The 13,047-nt window shown below is 60.7% G+C and carries 15 protein-coding genes and 1 pseudogene; 7 read left to right on the top strand and 9 right to left on the bottom strand.

Annotated features, from left to right (window positions below; all coding sequences use genetic code 11):
- Positions 1-24: 24 nt before the first annotated feature.
- The 3 genes from AC1RT4_RS23725 to AC1RT4_RS23715 are packed head-to-tail and all read right to left on the bottom strand — an operon-like array spanning position 25 to position 2,033.
- Positions 25-516 (bottom strand): MaoC family dehydratase, encoded by a 492-nt coding sequence (locus AC1RT4_RS23725; RefSeq protein ID WP_493088276.1) that lies wholly within the window; start codon positions 514-516, stop codon positions 25-27.
- Positions 513-1,388 (bottom strand): 3-methyl-2-oxobutanoate hydroxymethyltransferase, encoded by an 876-nt coding sequence (gene panB, locus AC1RT4_RS23720; protein WP_493088274.1) that lies wholly within the window; start codon positions 1,386-1,388, stop codon positions 513-515. The genes AC1RT4_RS23725 and panB overlap by 4 nt, the downstream gene beginning before the upstream one ends.
- Positions 1,389-1,415: 27 nt before the next feature.
- Positions 1,416-2,033 carry a LysE family translocator gene (locus tag AC1RT4_RS23715; RefSeq protein WP_493088272.1) on the bottom strand — a complete coding sequence of 206 codons (618 nt, stop codon included), beginning with the start codon at positions 2,031-2,033 and terminating at the stop codon, positions 1,416-1,418.
- A 122-nt stretch (positions 2,034-2,155) separates the two neighbouring features.
- On the opposite strand from AC1RT4_RS23715, the gene AC1RT4_RS23710 reads away from it, so the two are divergent.
- On the top strand, positions 2,156-2,608 hold the full coding sequence (locus AC1RT4_RS23710; RefSeq protein WP_493088270.1) for an Lrp/AsnC family transcriptional regulator: 453 nt from the start codon (positions 2,156-2,158) through the stop codon (positions 2,606-2,608).
- A 14-nt stretch (positions 2,609-2,622) separates the two neighbouring features.
- Here the strand turns inward: AC1RT4_RS23710 and AC1RT4_RS23705 are convergent, their stop codons facing one another.
- The 4 genes and pseudogenes from AC1RT4_RS23705 to AC1RT4_RS23690 form a co-directional block, all read right to left on the bottom strand.
- Positions 2,623-3,135, bottom strand: a complete 513-nt coding sequence (locus tag AC1RT4_RS23705; RefSeq protein WP_493088489.1) for a GNAT family N-acetyltransferase — start codon at positions 3,133-3,135, stop codon at positions 2,623-2,625.
- Positions 3,133-3,690, bottom strand: a pseudogene (locus AC1RT4_RS23700) (HD domain-containing protein); the annotation flags it as partial. The pseudogene AC1RT4_RS23700 and the gene AC1RT4_RS23705, both read right to left, overlap by 3 nt.
- Before the next feature lie 85 nt (positions 3,691-3,775).
- Positions 3,776-4,333: a helix-turn-helix domain-containing protein gene (locus tag AC1RT4_RS23695; RefSeq protein WP_493088268.1), complete on the bottom strand. Its 558-nt coding sequence runs from the start codon at positions 4,331-4,333 to the stop codon at positions 3,776-3,778.
- 78 nt (positions 4,334-4,411) lie between these two features.
- On the bottom strand, positions 4,412-4,816 hold the full coding sequence (locus tag AC1RT4_RS23690; protein ID WP_493088266.1) for a RidA family protein: 405 nt from the start codon (positions 4,814-4,816) through the stop codon (positions 4,412-4,414).
- 135 nt (positions 4,817-4,951) lie between these two features.
- Between AC1RT4_RS23690 and AC1RT4_RS23685 the strand changes: the two genes are divergently transcribed.
- Both AC1RT4_RS23685 and AC1RT4_RS23680 read left to right on the top strand, forming a co-directional pair.
- Entirely contained in the window at positions 4,952-5,899 is a 948-nt protein-coding gene (locus AC1RT4_RS23685) for a LysR family transcriptional regulator (protein WP_493088264.1), read from the top strand.
- Positions 5,900-5,968: 69 nt separating this feature from the next.
- Entirely contained in the window at positions 5,969-7,129 is a 1,161-nt protein-coding gene (locus AC1RT4_RS23680) for a radical SAM protein (protein ID WP_493088262.1), read from the top strand.
- Here AC1RT4_RS23680 and AC1RT4_RS23675 read toward each other — a convergent pair.
- A complete protein-coding gene (locus tag AC1RT4_RS23675; RefSeq protein ID WP_493088260.1) occupies positions 7,111-7,998 on the bottom strand; it encodes a LysR substrate-binding domain-containing protein in 888 nt (295 codons plus the stop codon). The genes AC1RT4_RS23680 and AC1RT4_RS23675 overlap by 19 nt on opposite strands.
- Before the next feature lie 137 nt (positions 7,999-8,135).
- On the opposite strand from AC1RT4_RS23675, the gene AC1RT4_RS23670 reads away from it, so the two are divergent.
- Genes AC1RT4_RS23670 through AC1RT4_RS23655 form a run of 4 tightly spaced genes read left to right on the top strand, consistent with a single transcriptional unit; the run spans position 8,136 to position 12,371 of the window.
- A complete protein-coding gene (locus AC1RT4_RS23670) occupies positions 8,136-9,188 on the top strand; it encodes an agmatine deiminase family protein (RefSeq protein ID WP_493088258.1) in 1,053 nt (350 codons plus the stop codon).
- 3 nt (positions 9,189-9,191) lie between these two features.
- Positions 9,192-10,100 (top strand): N-carbamoylputrescine amidase, encoded by a 909-nt coding sequence (gene aguB / locus AC1RT4_RS23665; protein ID WP_493088256.1) that lies wholly within the window; start codon positions 9,192-9,194, stop codon positions 10,098-10,100.
- 1 nt (position 10,101) lies between these two features.
- Positions 10,102-11,205, top strand: a complete 1,104-nt coding sequence (locus AC1RT4_RS23660; protein WP_493088254.1) for an extracellular solute-binding protein — start codon at positions 10,102-10,104, stop codon at positions 11,203-11,205.
- 47 nt (positions 11,206-11,252) lie between these two features.
- Complete coding sequence (locus AC1RT4_RS23655) at positions 11,253-12,371, top strand: agmatine deiminase family protein (RefSeq protein WP_127797868.1); 1,119 nt, start codon at positions 11,253-11,255, stop codon at positions 12,369-12,371.
- Positions 12,372-12,380: 9 nt separating this feature from the next.
- Here the strand turns inward: AC1RT4_RS23655 and AC1RT4_RS23650 are convergent, their stop codons facing one another.
- On the bottom strand, positions 12,381-13,043 hold the full coding sequence (locus tag AC1RT4_RS23650; RefSeq protein WP_493088252.1) for a glutathione S-transferase family protein: 663 nt from the start codon (positions 13,041-13,043) through the stop codon (positions 12,381-12,383).
- Positions 13,044-13,047: the final 4 nt, after the last annotated feature.

Genomic DNA, 13,047 nt, shown 5'->3' with positions numbered 1-13,047 from the left:
CGGGCGCTGCATCCGGGCTGTGCTCTATCGGACGATCCCATTCGTTGGGGCGCCATTGTCGGGATCACCTTCAGCCAGCATCAGTGAAAGAATCTCCCGTTCGTTTGCGCCTGGCACCAACCCACGAGTCGTTCCCTCCATAACCACGACGCCACCCTCATTGACCAGCTTCACCACGGCGGTTCCGTGCCCCTTGTCATCCAGTTCAGTGATCAGCCATTCGCACGTCACCGTATCTCCCGGATAAACCGGACGTTTGAACTCGAATGTCATCGTCGCGGCCAGCCAGCCGATCTGTCCGCCGATTTCAGTAACCAGGCTGGCCGTCAGCAATCCGTGCGAAACGGGTGCCTTGAAGCGACGTGCCTCAGCGAAACGCTGGTCGAAATGCACAGGATTGTAATCGCGGGAAATCTGCGCAAAACGCTGGATGTCTTCGCCTGAAAAGCAGCGGGAGAGGGTGAAGCGGCCGCCGATTTTCAGGCCTTCGGCCGCGCGTTGCCTGAAGCTTTTCATCGATGGTTTTTCTCCTGCGCATTCTCTAAGGGGAATGAATGCTCGGGCCCCGGAAACCTCGACATCTGCACGTCGTCAATGAAGTCTTGAGCTGCGCCGAGCAATACGCCACGAAGGTCGGCGTATTGTTTGACGAATCGGGGCAGGTGTCCGGTTCGCAACCCCGCCATGTCCTGCCAGACCAACACCTGTGCATCGCAACCCACACCGGCGCCGATGCCAACTGTGGGGATGGAAACGGCGGCGCTGATTTGCGTCGCGACTTCGTCGGGCACCATTTCGATCAATAAAGCAAAGGCACCCGCTGCTTCGAAGGCGCGGGCGCTCTCGATCAGCCGTTGGGCATCCTGCCCCCGTCCCTGAACACGATAGCCGCCAAGTTGATGTTCAGCCTGCGGTGTAAAACCGATGTGGGCCATCACGGGAATGCCTGATCTTGCGAGTTTTTCAACCTGCGGCAGCATTTCAACGCCGCCTTCGATCTTGACCGCGTGTGCACCTGCTTCTTTCATGAAACGCACGGCGGTATGGAAGCACTGATCTGGCGACGCCTGATACGAGCCAAACGGGAGATCAGCAATCACCAGCGGTCTGCGGGTTGTCCGGCTGACGGCACGCACCAGCGGAATCAGCTCGTCAACTGTCACTGGCAACGTTGATTCGTGGCCGAAAACGTTGTTCGAAGCCGAGTCGCCCACCAGCAAAACAGGAATTCCGGCCTCTTCAAAAATACTCGCGACGTACATGTCGTAGGCCGTAAGCATTGCCCATTTCTGCCCGAGCGCCTTCATTCGCTGAAGATGCGGAATACGGATGCGGGACTGCTGTTCCGGGCTTTGGTTATTGCCGTAAAGCGAAGTTGTGTCACTCATGGTGGTTCCTTTGGCGAGCGCCAGGTTTCAGTTCGGGAGCTGTTCAGCCAACAGAATCGCAGCGATCAAAATCATGATTGCGCCCGACAGGCGACTGACGAATCGCGCCGCCACCGGTCGTGCCTGTAAAACAGAACGCGAGCCGAACCCGACCAACAGATAAATCACCCCACAGCTGAACGCGTGCAAAAGCCCCAGCGCCATGATCTGCATCGGCACCGGCCATGCCGCTGTCGGGTCGGTGAATTGCGGCAGCAGTGCCAGGAACAACAGAAACACCTTGGGGTTGAGGCCGCTGACGCAGGCGCCCTTGATCGTCCAGCGCGACCAGGATCCGGATGCCTGGCTCTCTGCCGCTTCGGGTGTGGAGGGGTTTCGCAACATGTTGATGCCCAGCCACAGCAGATAAAGGCTGCCGCCAATCGTCAACACCGAGAGGGCGAGGGGATTGCTCGCCACCAGACCGCCGACGCCGGCGGCAACCACCAGCGTTGCGAGCAAGTGACCGATCAGCAAACCGGCCACGGCGGGCAGCACCACGCGACCGAACAGCCCTGCCGAGATGGCATAGGCCCAATCCGCGCCGGGGGTGATGACGAACAGAAAAGAAACCGCCCAAAAGGCGGCAAAAACACTCAGGGACATTTTGATCTCGCAAACAATCGGCTCAAGGCATGCAACGTTCACGAAAAAGAATAGAGATATCGGGCTAGAATCTTTTCTCAAATATTCCAGCGATGAGCGCCTGAAGTGGGAGAAAAATGCTGATGGACAGGATTGACCAGAAGATTCTTGCCGAACTGCAAGCCGACGGTCGTCTTTCGATCACCGAGCTGGCCGATCGGGTCGGGCTCAGCCTGTCTCCCTGTCATCGTCGGGTTCGGGCGCTCGAAGAGAGCGGAGTGATCGTCGGCTATCGCGCGCAACTGGCCCCGGCAGCGCTGGGGCTGAATTTTTCGGCGATGGTGTTTGTGACGCTGCGCGAGGGCAATCGCCAGGCGGTGGAGGCTTTCGAGGATTCAGTGATGCAGATCCCGCAGGTCGTTGAGGCGCAGCGACTGTTCGGCGAACCCGATTACTTGCTGCACGTCGTTGCGCGGGATCTGCCGGCGTTTCAGCAGCTCTATGACGAGCGCCTGTCCAGCCTGCCCAACGTCCAGCGACTGACATCCACGCTGGTGATGAAACGGGTGATTCAGGATCGCTCGCTGCCGCTTTGAATGGCAGCGAGCGATTACGCGGTAGCGTCAAAAGCCTCGTGGTAGCTGACGACACCGACCGGCAACTCACCTTCAAACACCAGCGCCTGAAAGTATTCCGCCGGAATCCCTGGCAACTCCAGACCGGCATGGGCCTTGAAGCCAAAACGCCCGTAGTAGCCCGGATCACCAAGCACCACGCAACCCACCCCGCCAATGCGCTGCAATTGCGCAAGCGAGGCTTTCATCAGCGCCGAGCCGATGCCTTGCTGCTGGCGCGTCGGGCACACCGAGATCGGGCCGAGGCCGTACCAGCCTTGAGTGCCGGAGGAGATCGTCACGGGGGAAATGGCGACATGGCCGACCACCGTGTCGTTTTCCACCGCCACCAGCGAAACGCTGAGCTGGCCAGCGCGGCGCAGGGCGTTGACGATGAATTGTTCGGTGTGGCTGGAGTGTTCTTCGTGCTGGAACGCGGCCTCGGTGATTCGGGCGATGGTGTCGATGTCTTCGGGGCGTTCGTTGCGGATTGTGATGTTTGTGTTCATGCGTTCTCGGGTGTCCCGGTCGATCAGGGTTCGAAGGGTTTCGAACAGCGGATCGGCGTTGGTGTATTGCTTGCCGTAGGCCAGGTTGAAGCCATAGTCGAAGTCTGGCGGATTCTTCCCTTGAGTGTGTTGTAAAAGTGTTTCCAGCTTGTCGAGGGCCTTCACGGCTTTGGCTTCGGGGGAGTGGGCGTTTTCGTAGTCGTCCCAGAGCGCGAGGATTTCGTTTCTCAACGCGTCGTCCAGGGAGCGGGTGAGCAGCAGCAAGTCATTGCGCTCCTGTTCGCCCTTGTCGGGTAACCCGGCTTGATCGACCGCGGGAATGTCACCATTGATGGCTTCGCCGAGGTCGTGGATGACGCACATCTTCAGGACTTTCAGCACGTCCAGCCCGGCCAGATCATCGGCGAACACGATCGCCATCAGGCACAGGCGCCAGCTGTGTTCGGCGGTGCTTTCGCTGCGTCCGGAGGAGGTGTGGGCGCTTCTGAGGACGTCCTTGAGCCGTTCCGCTTCACGCAGGAAGTCGAGGCGTCCCTTGATTTTTTCGAGGTTCATACAGTGGCCGGGATAAAGAGAGCAGGGCTCAAAGCCTAGGCCCGGCCTCGATCATCGTCCACGCATAAAATATGCGGCGCGCGGCCTACAGCGTTTCCACCAGCCGTGCGGCGGTGCCGTCCGACAGCGCGATCCGCGTCCAGCGGCACAGGCTTTCGCGGATGGGCACGAGGGTTGAGTCATTGTGGCCGGTGACGAATTCCAGTGCCGGCGGCGCCGGGACTTCGCGCCAACCGGTGTCATCCAGCAAGGATTCCTTGTGCTGGATTTGCGCCGTCGCAAAGCGCCACAGCGATTGCCCCAGCAGATCGTTCAGCGGACTGCTGAACTGTGCGGCGCGAGCCGGCGAACAGGCCAGCAGGCGATGGGTCAGGTCGCAGACCAGGTGGACCGGGCGCGCGCTGTCCGTGACCAGTCGCGCGAGGGCCTGATCGGCGGCGCTGTCGAGTCGTGCCGCGAGCAGCCGTTCGAGCTGAAGATGCGCGTCCGGATCCATCGCCTGCACGCCGCTTTCCCAGCGGGAAATGGTCGACTGGGTGACCTTGAACAACTCGGCGGCATGGCTCTGCTTGACGCGGTGCAGCACGCGCCAGCGGCGCAGGGCGATGCCGGGCAGGCTGGGCTTCAACAAGGTGTCGGACATGGCGATGGATCGCAAAAGGAATGCGGGCCGACAGTCTGAAGACTGTCGGCCCGTGCTGCAAATCGACGCGATATCAGGTCATTCCGGCAACTTGGCAATCACCTTGATCTCGAACTGAAAGCCATACAGCCAGGTCACGCCGACCGCCGTAATCGTCGGGTGTGGCGCCTCGCCCCAGAATTCCGGCACCACTTCCCAGATGGTTTCGAAGGTCGATTGCGGATCGACCATGAACACCGTCACGTCCACCACGTCATCGAAGCTGGCGCCGGCCGCACCGAGGGTCGCATTGAGGTTGGTGAAGGCCAGTCGCACCTGTTGCTTGAGATCCGGTTCCGGCGAGCCGTCCTCAAGGCTGCCGACCTGGCCTGAGACAAACAGAAAACCGTTGGAACGAACCGCCGGGGAATAACGGTTGCGCTCGTAAAGGGCATGGCGTCCGGGAGGGAAAACCACGTCGCGTTTTGGCTGGGCATTAGTCATGGGGGTGTCTCCTTCAAGGGGTTGAAAACCGGTGATGGAGCAACTGTAGGGACTTGCCTCGGCGCGATAAACGCGCAACCTTGGCGATCACTGTTTGCAAATCCCAAATAATCAAGCCCCTGTCAGAGGTGGGATATGGACCGTTTTGACGCGATGCAAGCCTTCGCCCGGGTGGTGGAGGCCGGCAGTTTCACCAAGGCCGCCGAAACCCTGCACATGAGCAAGACCACCGTGACCCAGCTCATTCAGCAACTGGAGGCGCGGTTGCGAGTGAAGTTGCTCAACCGCACCACGCGCAAGGTCAATGCCACGGCGGACGGCGCGGCCTATTACGAGCGGGTGATCAAGTTGCTGGCCGACATGGACGATGCCGAAACCAGCCTTCCCGGCGCGGCGGCCCAGCCCAAGGGGCGCTTGCGGGTCGATGTGCCCAGCCCCTTGGCCAACCTGATTCTGGTGCCGGCGCTGCCCGAGTTTTGCGCGCGGTATCCGGAAATCCAGATCGACATGGGCGTCAGCGACCGGATCGTCGACATCATCGATGAAAACGTCGATTGCGTGGTGCGTGGCGGAGAGCTGCGGGATCAGTCGCTGATGGCCCGGCGGGTCGCCGATCTGCAATTGGGCGTGTATGCCGCGCCCGGTTACCTGGCCCGCGCCGGCACCCCGATGCATCCCCTTGAGCTGGAAGACAGTCATCACCGCGTTGTCGGCTTCCTCTGGGCGCGCACCGGCAGGCCGGTGCCTTACGCCTTGCGCAATGCCACGGAGAACCTGCTGATCAAGGGCCGGCATATCCTGGCGGTCGATGATGGCAACGCTTATCTGGCGGCAGGCCTTGCCGGTCTGGGTGTGCTTTGGCTACCGCGTTACATGTCGGCGGTGCACGAGGCCCGGGGTGAGCTGGTGGCGCTGTTCGAGGGCTGGGCGCTTGACCCGATGCCGCTGTACGTTGCGTACCCGCCGAACCGGCATATCAGTCAAAAGCTGCGGGTATTTATCGATTGGATCGTGGAATTGATGGCCACGCATGCCAATGGCGCGGAACTTGCTGGACGCGCTTTCGAACTGTCAAAAAAATAGCGAATAACGGCAATCACAAAAGTCGACAGTCTGGATGCACCGCTATTCACCCCAGGAGCTTCACTCGCAATGAATATGTACATCGATATTGTCGGCGCCTGCAATTTGAGCTGCCCTTCGTGTCCGATGGGCAACTCGGAAAACGCCAATTTCAAGAAAGCCATGCAAGTCGACATGTTCAGAAAGATCGTCGAGAAGGCCCGAAGCGAAGGGGTCAAGGCGATTTTTCTTTTTAACTGGACCGAGCCGTTGATCCACCCGCGAATCGGCGAGTTTGTCGAAATCATCAACGCGGCCGGTTTGCACAGCGGTATCAGTTCCAATTTGAATCTGGCGAAAAACATGGAGAAGGCCATGCTCGCCAATCCATCGTTCTTCCGTATCTCGTTGTCCGGGTTTTATCAGCAGACATACAAACAGGGACACGTGGGTGGTGACATCGAAGTCGTCAAGGCCAACATGATCAAACTGCATGAGCTCAAGCAGCAGCATGGCTTGAACACGCAGATCGAGGTCTACTACCACCGCTACCTGGACAACATGGAAGAAGAAGGGCTGATGCGCGAGTTCAGCCAGCGTCTGGGGTTCGACTTTTCGACCGGCTATTCAGTGATGATGCCGCTGGAGAAAACGCTGGCGCTGATCGAGCGCGACCCGTCGGTGACCGATACCGACCGCGAGACGCTGCAGCGACTCGCGCTGCCGCCCTATGACGACCTGGTCAATCTGGTCCGCCAGTACCCGCAGCAGTCCTGCACGCTCAAGGATGACTGGCTGGTGCTCGACTGCAATGGCAACACCATCTTGTGTTGTACCATTTTCAATCAGGCCGAATTTCAGGTCGGCAAATATCTTGACATGCCGCTGGCGCAACTGATCCAACGCAAGTCCACTCAGCAGACCTGCATCGACATGTGCAATCGCTGCGCGAACAACGGATTGCACATTTACTCGACGCAATCCAATCGGGGACCGCTGGAAAGTCACGCCGTCAACCGGATCATCGATTTCCAGCGGCGCACGATCGTAGGCTTGCCGGTCCACAGCGACAGGCTTGGGCGTGATGGCGAAGTCAGTGTCGAGAACTTCGACGAAGCGCAATATCTGCATATGAATCAGGACGTCAAAAACGCGGTTTTCAACGGGGCGTTTACCAGCGGTTATCAGCATTACGTACTGTTCGGTCGGCTGGAAGGGCGGCTCGGCGCAGGTCAACTCTCAGTCGTCTGAGCCAGCGGCTCGGGTTCTGCCAGTTGAGTTGACAACCACTGACTGAAGCATCGCGCCATCGGGTCGTTCTCGCTGTCGCGGTGCGTCAGTATCGCCCAGTTCGGGCCGCGAATGGTTTGCTCCACCAGGGGCTGCAACAGCCCGTTTTCCTGTGCCTGGCGGCTGAGTAACCGGCTGACCAGCGCAATCCCGAGACCTGAACACGCCGCGTCCAGCAGCAGCCCCGGATCAGAGAAATTCAAGCCCTGATCCTGCTGCCCTATATCGATTCCAGCCTCTACGGCCCAATGGCTCCAGTCCATTTCCCGCTCGCCGTGCAGCGTCGTGCGTTGCGCGACGGGCTGCGCCAACACGCTCGGGTGGCAGGCCGGATAGAGGCGGTCGGCATGCAGAACCTTGAAGCTGCATTCAGCCTGCGAACTAATGTCGTCGCGCACGGCGATGTCGATGGTTTGTGTCGCCATGTCCGGCACTTCATCGGTGCTGAAAATCCACAGATCCACATTTGGATGTTGACGGCGGAAATCCCCCAGACGCGGCAGCAACCAATGCCGGGCAAACGCCGGCGTGGTGTTGAGCACCAGTTGATTGGGCTTCTGGTATTGCCCCAGTCGGCGGATGCCCACCGACAATTGCTGCAGCATGGCCTGAGTGGTGCTGAGCAGGTCATGGCCGGCGTCGGTCAGGCTGACGCTGCGCCCGCTACGAAAAAACAGCGGCTGCTCCAGGTACGCCTCAAGGCTGCGGATCTGCTGGCTGATGGCCGATTGCGTGAGGCTCAGCTCCTCGGCGGCCTTGTGAAAACTGCCCAGTCTTGCAGCGGCTTCGAAGCCGCGCAACGAGCTGAGGGGTGGCCAGTGTTTCAGCATGATCGATAAGCTCCTCTAATCAGTTTTCCGCTAAATCCATCGTTTGTTTGCCCTTAAGGCCGCCATTAGCATGCACGTCAACGCCGCCAAGGCTGTTTTCATTGAACACAATGGCTTAACTCAAAGGGCTTTTTACCATGCAGCAGAACAAAAACAACAACAGCGGTTGGATGATGCCGGCAGAGTGGGTGAAGCACGCGGCGACCTGGATGGTCTGGCCACACAATCAGGCTCTGTGGGAATCGGGTTGGGGCGTCACCTTGCCGTTGGTGCAGGAAGATTTCGCCCGCGTCGCCAATGCCATCGCCCGGTTCGAACCGGTGAAAATGGTCGTCGATCCGTCGGCCATCGCCCGTGCCAAAGCCTTGTGCGGACCGAACATCGAACTGATCCCGCTGGCGGTCAACGACAGCTGGTGCCGCGACTCCGGCCCGAGTTTCGTGGTTCACCCGGAGCAAGGTCTGGCCGGTGTGAGCTGGCGCTTCAACGCCTGGGGCGGCAAGTCGGCTCACGACCTGGACGAAAGCCTGGCCCGCCGCGTGCTCAATCACCTGGGCGGCGAATGCTTCGGCACGGCGCTGAGCAACGAGGGCGGCGCGATCCATGTCGACGGCGAGGGCACGTTGATCACCACCGAATCGGTGCTGCTCAACCCCAACCGCAACCCCGGCGTGAGCAAGGCCGAGATGGAAGAAATCTTCAGCCGTCTGCTCGGCGTGAAGAAAACCATCTGGCTGCCGGGCGATCCGGATTACGTCACCGGCGACATGACCGACGGCCACGTCGATGGCGTGTGCGCCTTTGCTCGTCCCGGTGTTTTGCTGGTGGACGCGACTCACGATCGCAGTTCGGTGTATGCCGAAGTGGTGCGGGAAAACCGTCGCGCACTGGAATTGGCCACCGATGCCCAGGGCCGCAAGTTCGAGCTGATCGAGCTGTATGAAGCCACCGATGCGGTGGACACAGAAGCCGAAGTGTTCTGCGCCTCGTACACCAACTTCTACATCGCCAACGGCGCGATCATCATGCCGGCGTACGGCATCGAGGCCGACCATGTCGCGGCAGAAACCCTGGCCAAGGCATTCCCGGGACGTGAAGTGGTGCCGGTGCAGATCAATCATCTGGCCCATGGCGGCGGAGGTGTGCATTGCATCACCCAGCAACAGCCAGCCTGGCCGGTGGAGGGTTGATCGATGACGCTGCTCAAAGTCGCCACCACCCAGATGCCGTGCATTTGGGACCTGAAAAGCAACCTCGACCGCGCCGAGCAGTTGGTGCGTGAAGCGGCCGCGCAGGGCGCGCAAGTGATCCTGTTGCAGGAGCTGTTCGCCACGCCGTATTTCTGCATCGAGCAGAGCCATCAGCATATGGCGCTGGCCGAGGAGTACCGCGACAGTCAGGTGCTGTCGCGTTTCGCCGCGCTGGCCCGTGAACTCGGTGTGGTGCTGCCGCTGAGCTGGTACGAGAAGGCCGGCAACGCCTACTTCAACTCCCTGAGCGTGGCCGATGCCGACGGGCGTTTGCTGGGCGTGTACCGCAAGACCCACATCCCCAACGCCATCGGCTATCAGGAGAAGGAATACTTCAGCCCCGGCGACACCGGTTTCAAAGTCTGGGACACCGCGTTCGGCCGCCTCGGCGTGGGCATCTGTTGGGATCAGTGGTTCCCGGAAACCGCGCGTTGCCTGGCGTTGATGGGCGCTGAAGTGCTGCTGTTCCCGACCGCCATCGGCTCTGAACCGGGCTGCGCGGATCTGGATTCGCGCGACCACTGGCAGATGACCATGCGTGGCCACGCGGCTGCCAACCTGCTGCCGGTGATCGCTTCCAACCGGGTTGGCCGCGAAGTGGCGGGCACCGATGCGGCGCTGCAAATGAATTTCTACGGCTCGTCGTTCATCTGCAACCACAAGGGGAAAATGCTCGCCGAAGCTGACCGCGCCAGCACCGGCGTGTTGGTGCAAAGCCTGGATCTGGCAGCCATGCGTGAAGATCGCTTGAGTTGGGGCATCTACCGCGACCGTCGTCCGGAAATGTATGGCGCATTGTTGAGCCAGGACGGCCGTCACCTTAACGCCCGCTGGAATCCTCAAGGAGTCTGATATGCATACCCCGAACAAGTGGTTGCTCGGCGCTCTGGGCCTGGCGCTGGCCGGTCTGATGCCTGCCGTGCACGCCGAAGACAAGACCCTGCGGCTGTACAACTGGGCGGATTATTTCGCTGAAGACACGCTGACCAAATTCACCGCCGAAACCGGGATCAAGGTGATCTACGACGTGATGGACGGCAGCGAAACCCTGGAAGCCAAGATGCTGTCCGGCGGCAGCGGCTACGACCTGATCTTCCCCGGCGACACTGTGGCCGAACGGCTGATGCGTGCCGGCAGCCTGTTGCCGCTGGATCCTTCGAAAATCACGGCGATGAACGACATCGAGCCGGGCCTGCAAAAGCTGCGCAGCCATTATGAGCATTCGAACAAGGCCACGGTGCCGTACACCTGGGGCACCATCGGCCTGACCTACAACGCCGAGCAGATCAAACAGCGCATGGGCGACGCGCCGGTCAACAGTTTGGACATGCTGTTCAAACCGGAGCTGGCGGCCAAATTCGCCGATTGCGGGATTTCGATGATCGACTCGCCGGACGAAGTGCTGGCCGTGGTGCTCAATTATCTGGGCCGCGACCCGCGCAGCGCCAAGCCTGCGGATCTGGCAGCGGCCAGTGATCTGCTGATGAAGCTGCGGCCATACATTCGCAAGTTTCAGTCGCAGCCGGTGACCGACCTGGTCAACGGCAACCTGTGCCTGTCCCTCGGTTACAGCGGCGACATGACCCAGGCCCAGCGTACCTCGGACAGCGCCGGCAAGCAGACCCGCTTCCAATACCGCGTGCCGCGCGAAGGCACCACGGTGTGGATGGACACCATGGCCATTCCGGTCGATGCCAAACATCCGGAATACGCCTACGAATTCATCAACTTCGTGATGCGCCCGGAGAACATGGCCGCGATCAGCAATTTCACCGGTTACCCGACCTCCAACGCCAAGGCCCGGCCAAACGTGGACGAGGCGATGCGCAACAACCCGGACATCTACCTCGACGAAGCGACCTATGCTCGTCTGATACCGGGCAAGGATATTCCCCAGGCCGACATGCGCGCCCGCATGCGCACCTGGACCAAGTTCAAGACCGCCACTGCAAAGTGATTTTTCCGGGCTGCTTCGGCAGCCCCTTACACATCAGGAAGTTACACATGCCAACTCGTCGCGAGTTCATCAAACAGGTTTCAGTCGCCGCCGGCGTAGGCGCTGCCGTCATGGGCCTCGGCCTGTCACCGGCGCGGGTACTGGCGGCCAGCGAAGGTCGCTGGTTCATGCCCGACGAGGGCGACAAGCACGAACGCGCTTACATGGCCTTCGGCGCGCAGGACGCGATCTGGGAAGACTTCACCGAAGACGTCCAGGAAGCCCTCGGCCGGATCGCCCGCGCCATCGCCCGTTACGAACCGCTGACCATTTACTGCCGCAGCGGCGAACGCAGCCTGGCCGAAGAGATCTGCGGCACCTCCAACATCACCTACCAGATCGCCAACCTCGACGACATCTGGATGCGCGACATCAGTGCCAACTTCGTTATCGACGACAAGAACGGCCTGGGCGCGGTGGACTTCAACTTCAGCGGCTGGGGCAACAAGCAGCAGCACTCGAAAGACGCGAAGATCGCCAAGCGCGTGGCGGCCGATGCGCAGGCGACCTACCAGCGCAGCGAGCTGGTGGGCGAGGGCGGCGGTATCGAAGTCGACGGCCACGGCACCGCGATCATGACTGAAAGCTGCTGGGTCAACGAAAACCGCAACCCCGGCTGGAGCAAGGCCGATGTTGAGGCCGAGTTGAAAGCACGCCTCGGTCTGCGCAAGATCATCTGGCTGCCGGGCATCAAGGGCAAGGACATCACCGACGCCCACGTCGATTTCTACGCGCGCTTCGTCACGCCCGGCGTGGTGATCGCCAACCTCGACACCGACCCGCGCTCCTACGACAACAAGGTCACCCTGGCGCACCTGGAAATCCTGAAAAAGGCCACCGACGCCGACGGTCGTCCGCTGCAGATCCACACCGTGTCGCCACCGCTGAAACCGCGCAAGACCAAATTCAACAAGGACAACGACGACTTCGCCGCCGGTTACATCAACTACTTCGTGATCAACGGCGCGGTGATCGCCCCGGAATTCGGCGACAAGGACGCCGACAAAAAGGCCTTCGACCTGCTGAAAAAGCTCTATCCGAACCGCGATGTGGTGCAGATCAACATCGACGCCATCGCGGCCGGTGGTGGCGGCATTCACTGCGTGACCAGTCACCAGCCGGCGTGAGCCTGAGCCTCAGCGGAAACGTTGGGGCAGGGCCTCGGCAAAGGGATAGAAGTCGAACCACGGTTTGGCTTCTTCGATGACTTGGCTGAACGACGGGCGCTGCACCAGCCGTTCGAAGTAGGCGCTCAGGCGCGGTTGTTCGGCGGCAAACGGCACCAGCGTGCTGGCGTAGAACAGGGCCGGTGCGGCGGAGCAATCGGCCAGGCTGAAATCCGCGCTGGCAATCCATTCGCGGTCCGTCAGTTGCTGTTCGAGCATGCCGTACGCCGTGGCCAGCAGCGCCCGCTGACTGCTCAGGTCGCCATTGGCGGACTGGATGCGGTCGGCGACGATCTGCTGCATCGGCGTCATCACGTAATGGTCGAAAAACCGGTCCCACAGGCGCACGTCCAGCGCGGTCTCCCAGTTTGCAGGAATCAGTCGCTTCGGCTGCCCCGGTTGATGATCCAGGTACTCGATGATCACGCTCGATTCCGGCACCGTGCGCTGACGGGCGTGATCGCGCAGCACCGGGAATTTGACCAGCGGCCACAACGCCTGAAGCTCGGCCCGTTCGGCTTCGCTGGACAGGTCGATCAGGCGTTTCTCGAAGGCGACGCCGTGTTCGTAGAGGGCGATCAGCGCTTTGTGGCAGTAGGACGACAACGGGTGGTAATAGAGGGTCAAGTCCATCGTT

The organism is Pseudomonas sp. GW821-FHT11D10 (genome assembly GCF_058808435.1).
The sequence above is the reverse complement of the archived record's forward strand: the minus strand, read 5'-3'. Positions and strand labels throughout refer to the sequence as shown.

Coding starts and splice junctions, on each gene's coding strand:
- AC1RT4_RS23670 (WP_493088258.1), top strand. CDS start 8,136: ATGCAGCAGAACAAAAACAACAACAGCGGTTGGATGATGCCGGCAGAG.
- AC1RT4_RS23715 (WP_493088272.1), bottom strand. CDS start 2,033: ATGTCCCTGAGTGTTTTTGCCGCCTTTTGGGCGGTTTCTTTTCTGTTC.
- AC1RT4_RS23675 (WP_493088260.1), bottom strand. CDS start 7,998: ATGCTGAAACACTGGCCACCCCTCAGCTCGTTGCGCGGCTTCGAAGCC.
- AC1RT4_RS23710 (WP_493088270.1), top strand. CDS start 2,156: ATGGACAGGATTGACCAGAAGATTCTTGCCGAACTGCAAGCCGACGGT.
- AC1RT4_RS23655 (WP_127797868.1), top strand. CDS start 11,253: ATGCCAACTCGTCGCGAGTTCATCAAACAGGTTTCAGTCGCCGCCGGC.
- AC1RT4_RS23695 (WP_493088268.1), bottom strand. CDS start 4,333: ATGTCCGACACCTTGTTGAAGCCCAGCCTGCCCGGCATCGCCCTGCGC.
- aguB (WP_493088256.1), top strand. CDS start 9,192: ATGACGCTGCTCAAAGTCGCCACCACCCAGATGCCGTGCATTTGGGAC.
- AC1RT4_RS23705 (WP_493088489.1), bottom strand. CDS start 3,135: ATGAACACAAACATCACAATCCGCAACGAACGCCCCGAAGACATCGAC.
- AC1RT4_RS23725 (WP_493088276.1), bottom strand. CDS start 516: ATGAAAAGCTTCAGGCAACGCGCGGCCGAAGGCCTGAAAATCGGCGGC.
- AC1RT4_RS23660 (WP_493088254.1), top strand. CDS start 10,102: ATGCATACCCCGAACAAGTGGTTGCTCGGCGCTCTGGGCCTGGCGCTG.
- AC1RT4_RS23685 (WP_493088264.1), top strand. CDS start 4,952: ATGGACCGTTTTGACGCGATGCAAGCCTTCGCCCGGGTGGTGGAGGCC.
- AC1RT4_RS23680 (WP_493088262.1), top strand. CDS start 5,969: ATGAATATGTACATCGATATTGTCGGCGCCTGCAATTTGAGCTGCCCT.
- AC1RT4_RS23650 (WP_493088252.1), bottom strand. CDS start 13,043: ATGGACTTGACCCTCTATTACCACCCGTTGTCGTCCTACTGCCACAAA.
- panB (WP_493088274.1), bottom strand. CDS start 1,388: ATGAGTGACACAACTTCGCTTTACGGCAATAACCAAAGCCCGGAACAG.
- AC1RT4_RS23690 (WP_493088266.1), bottom strand. CDS start 4,816: ATGACTAATGCCCAGCCAAAACGCGACGTGGTTTTCCCTCCCGGACGC.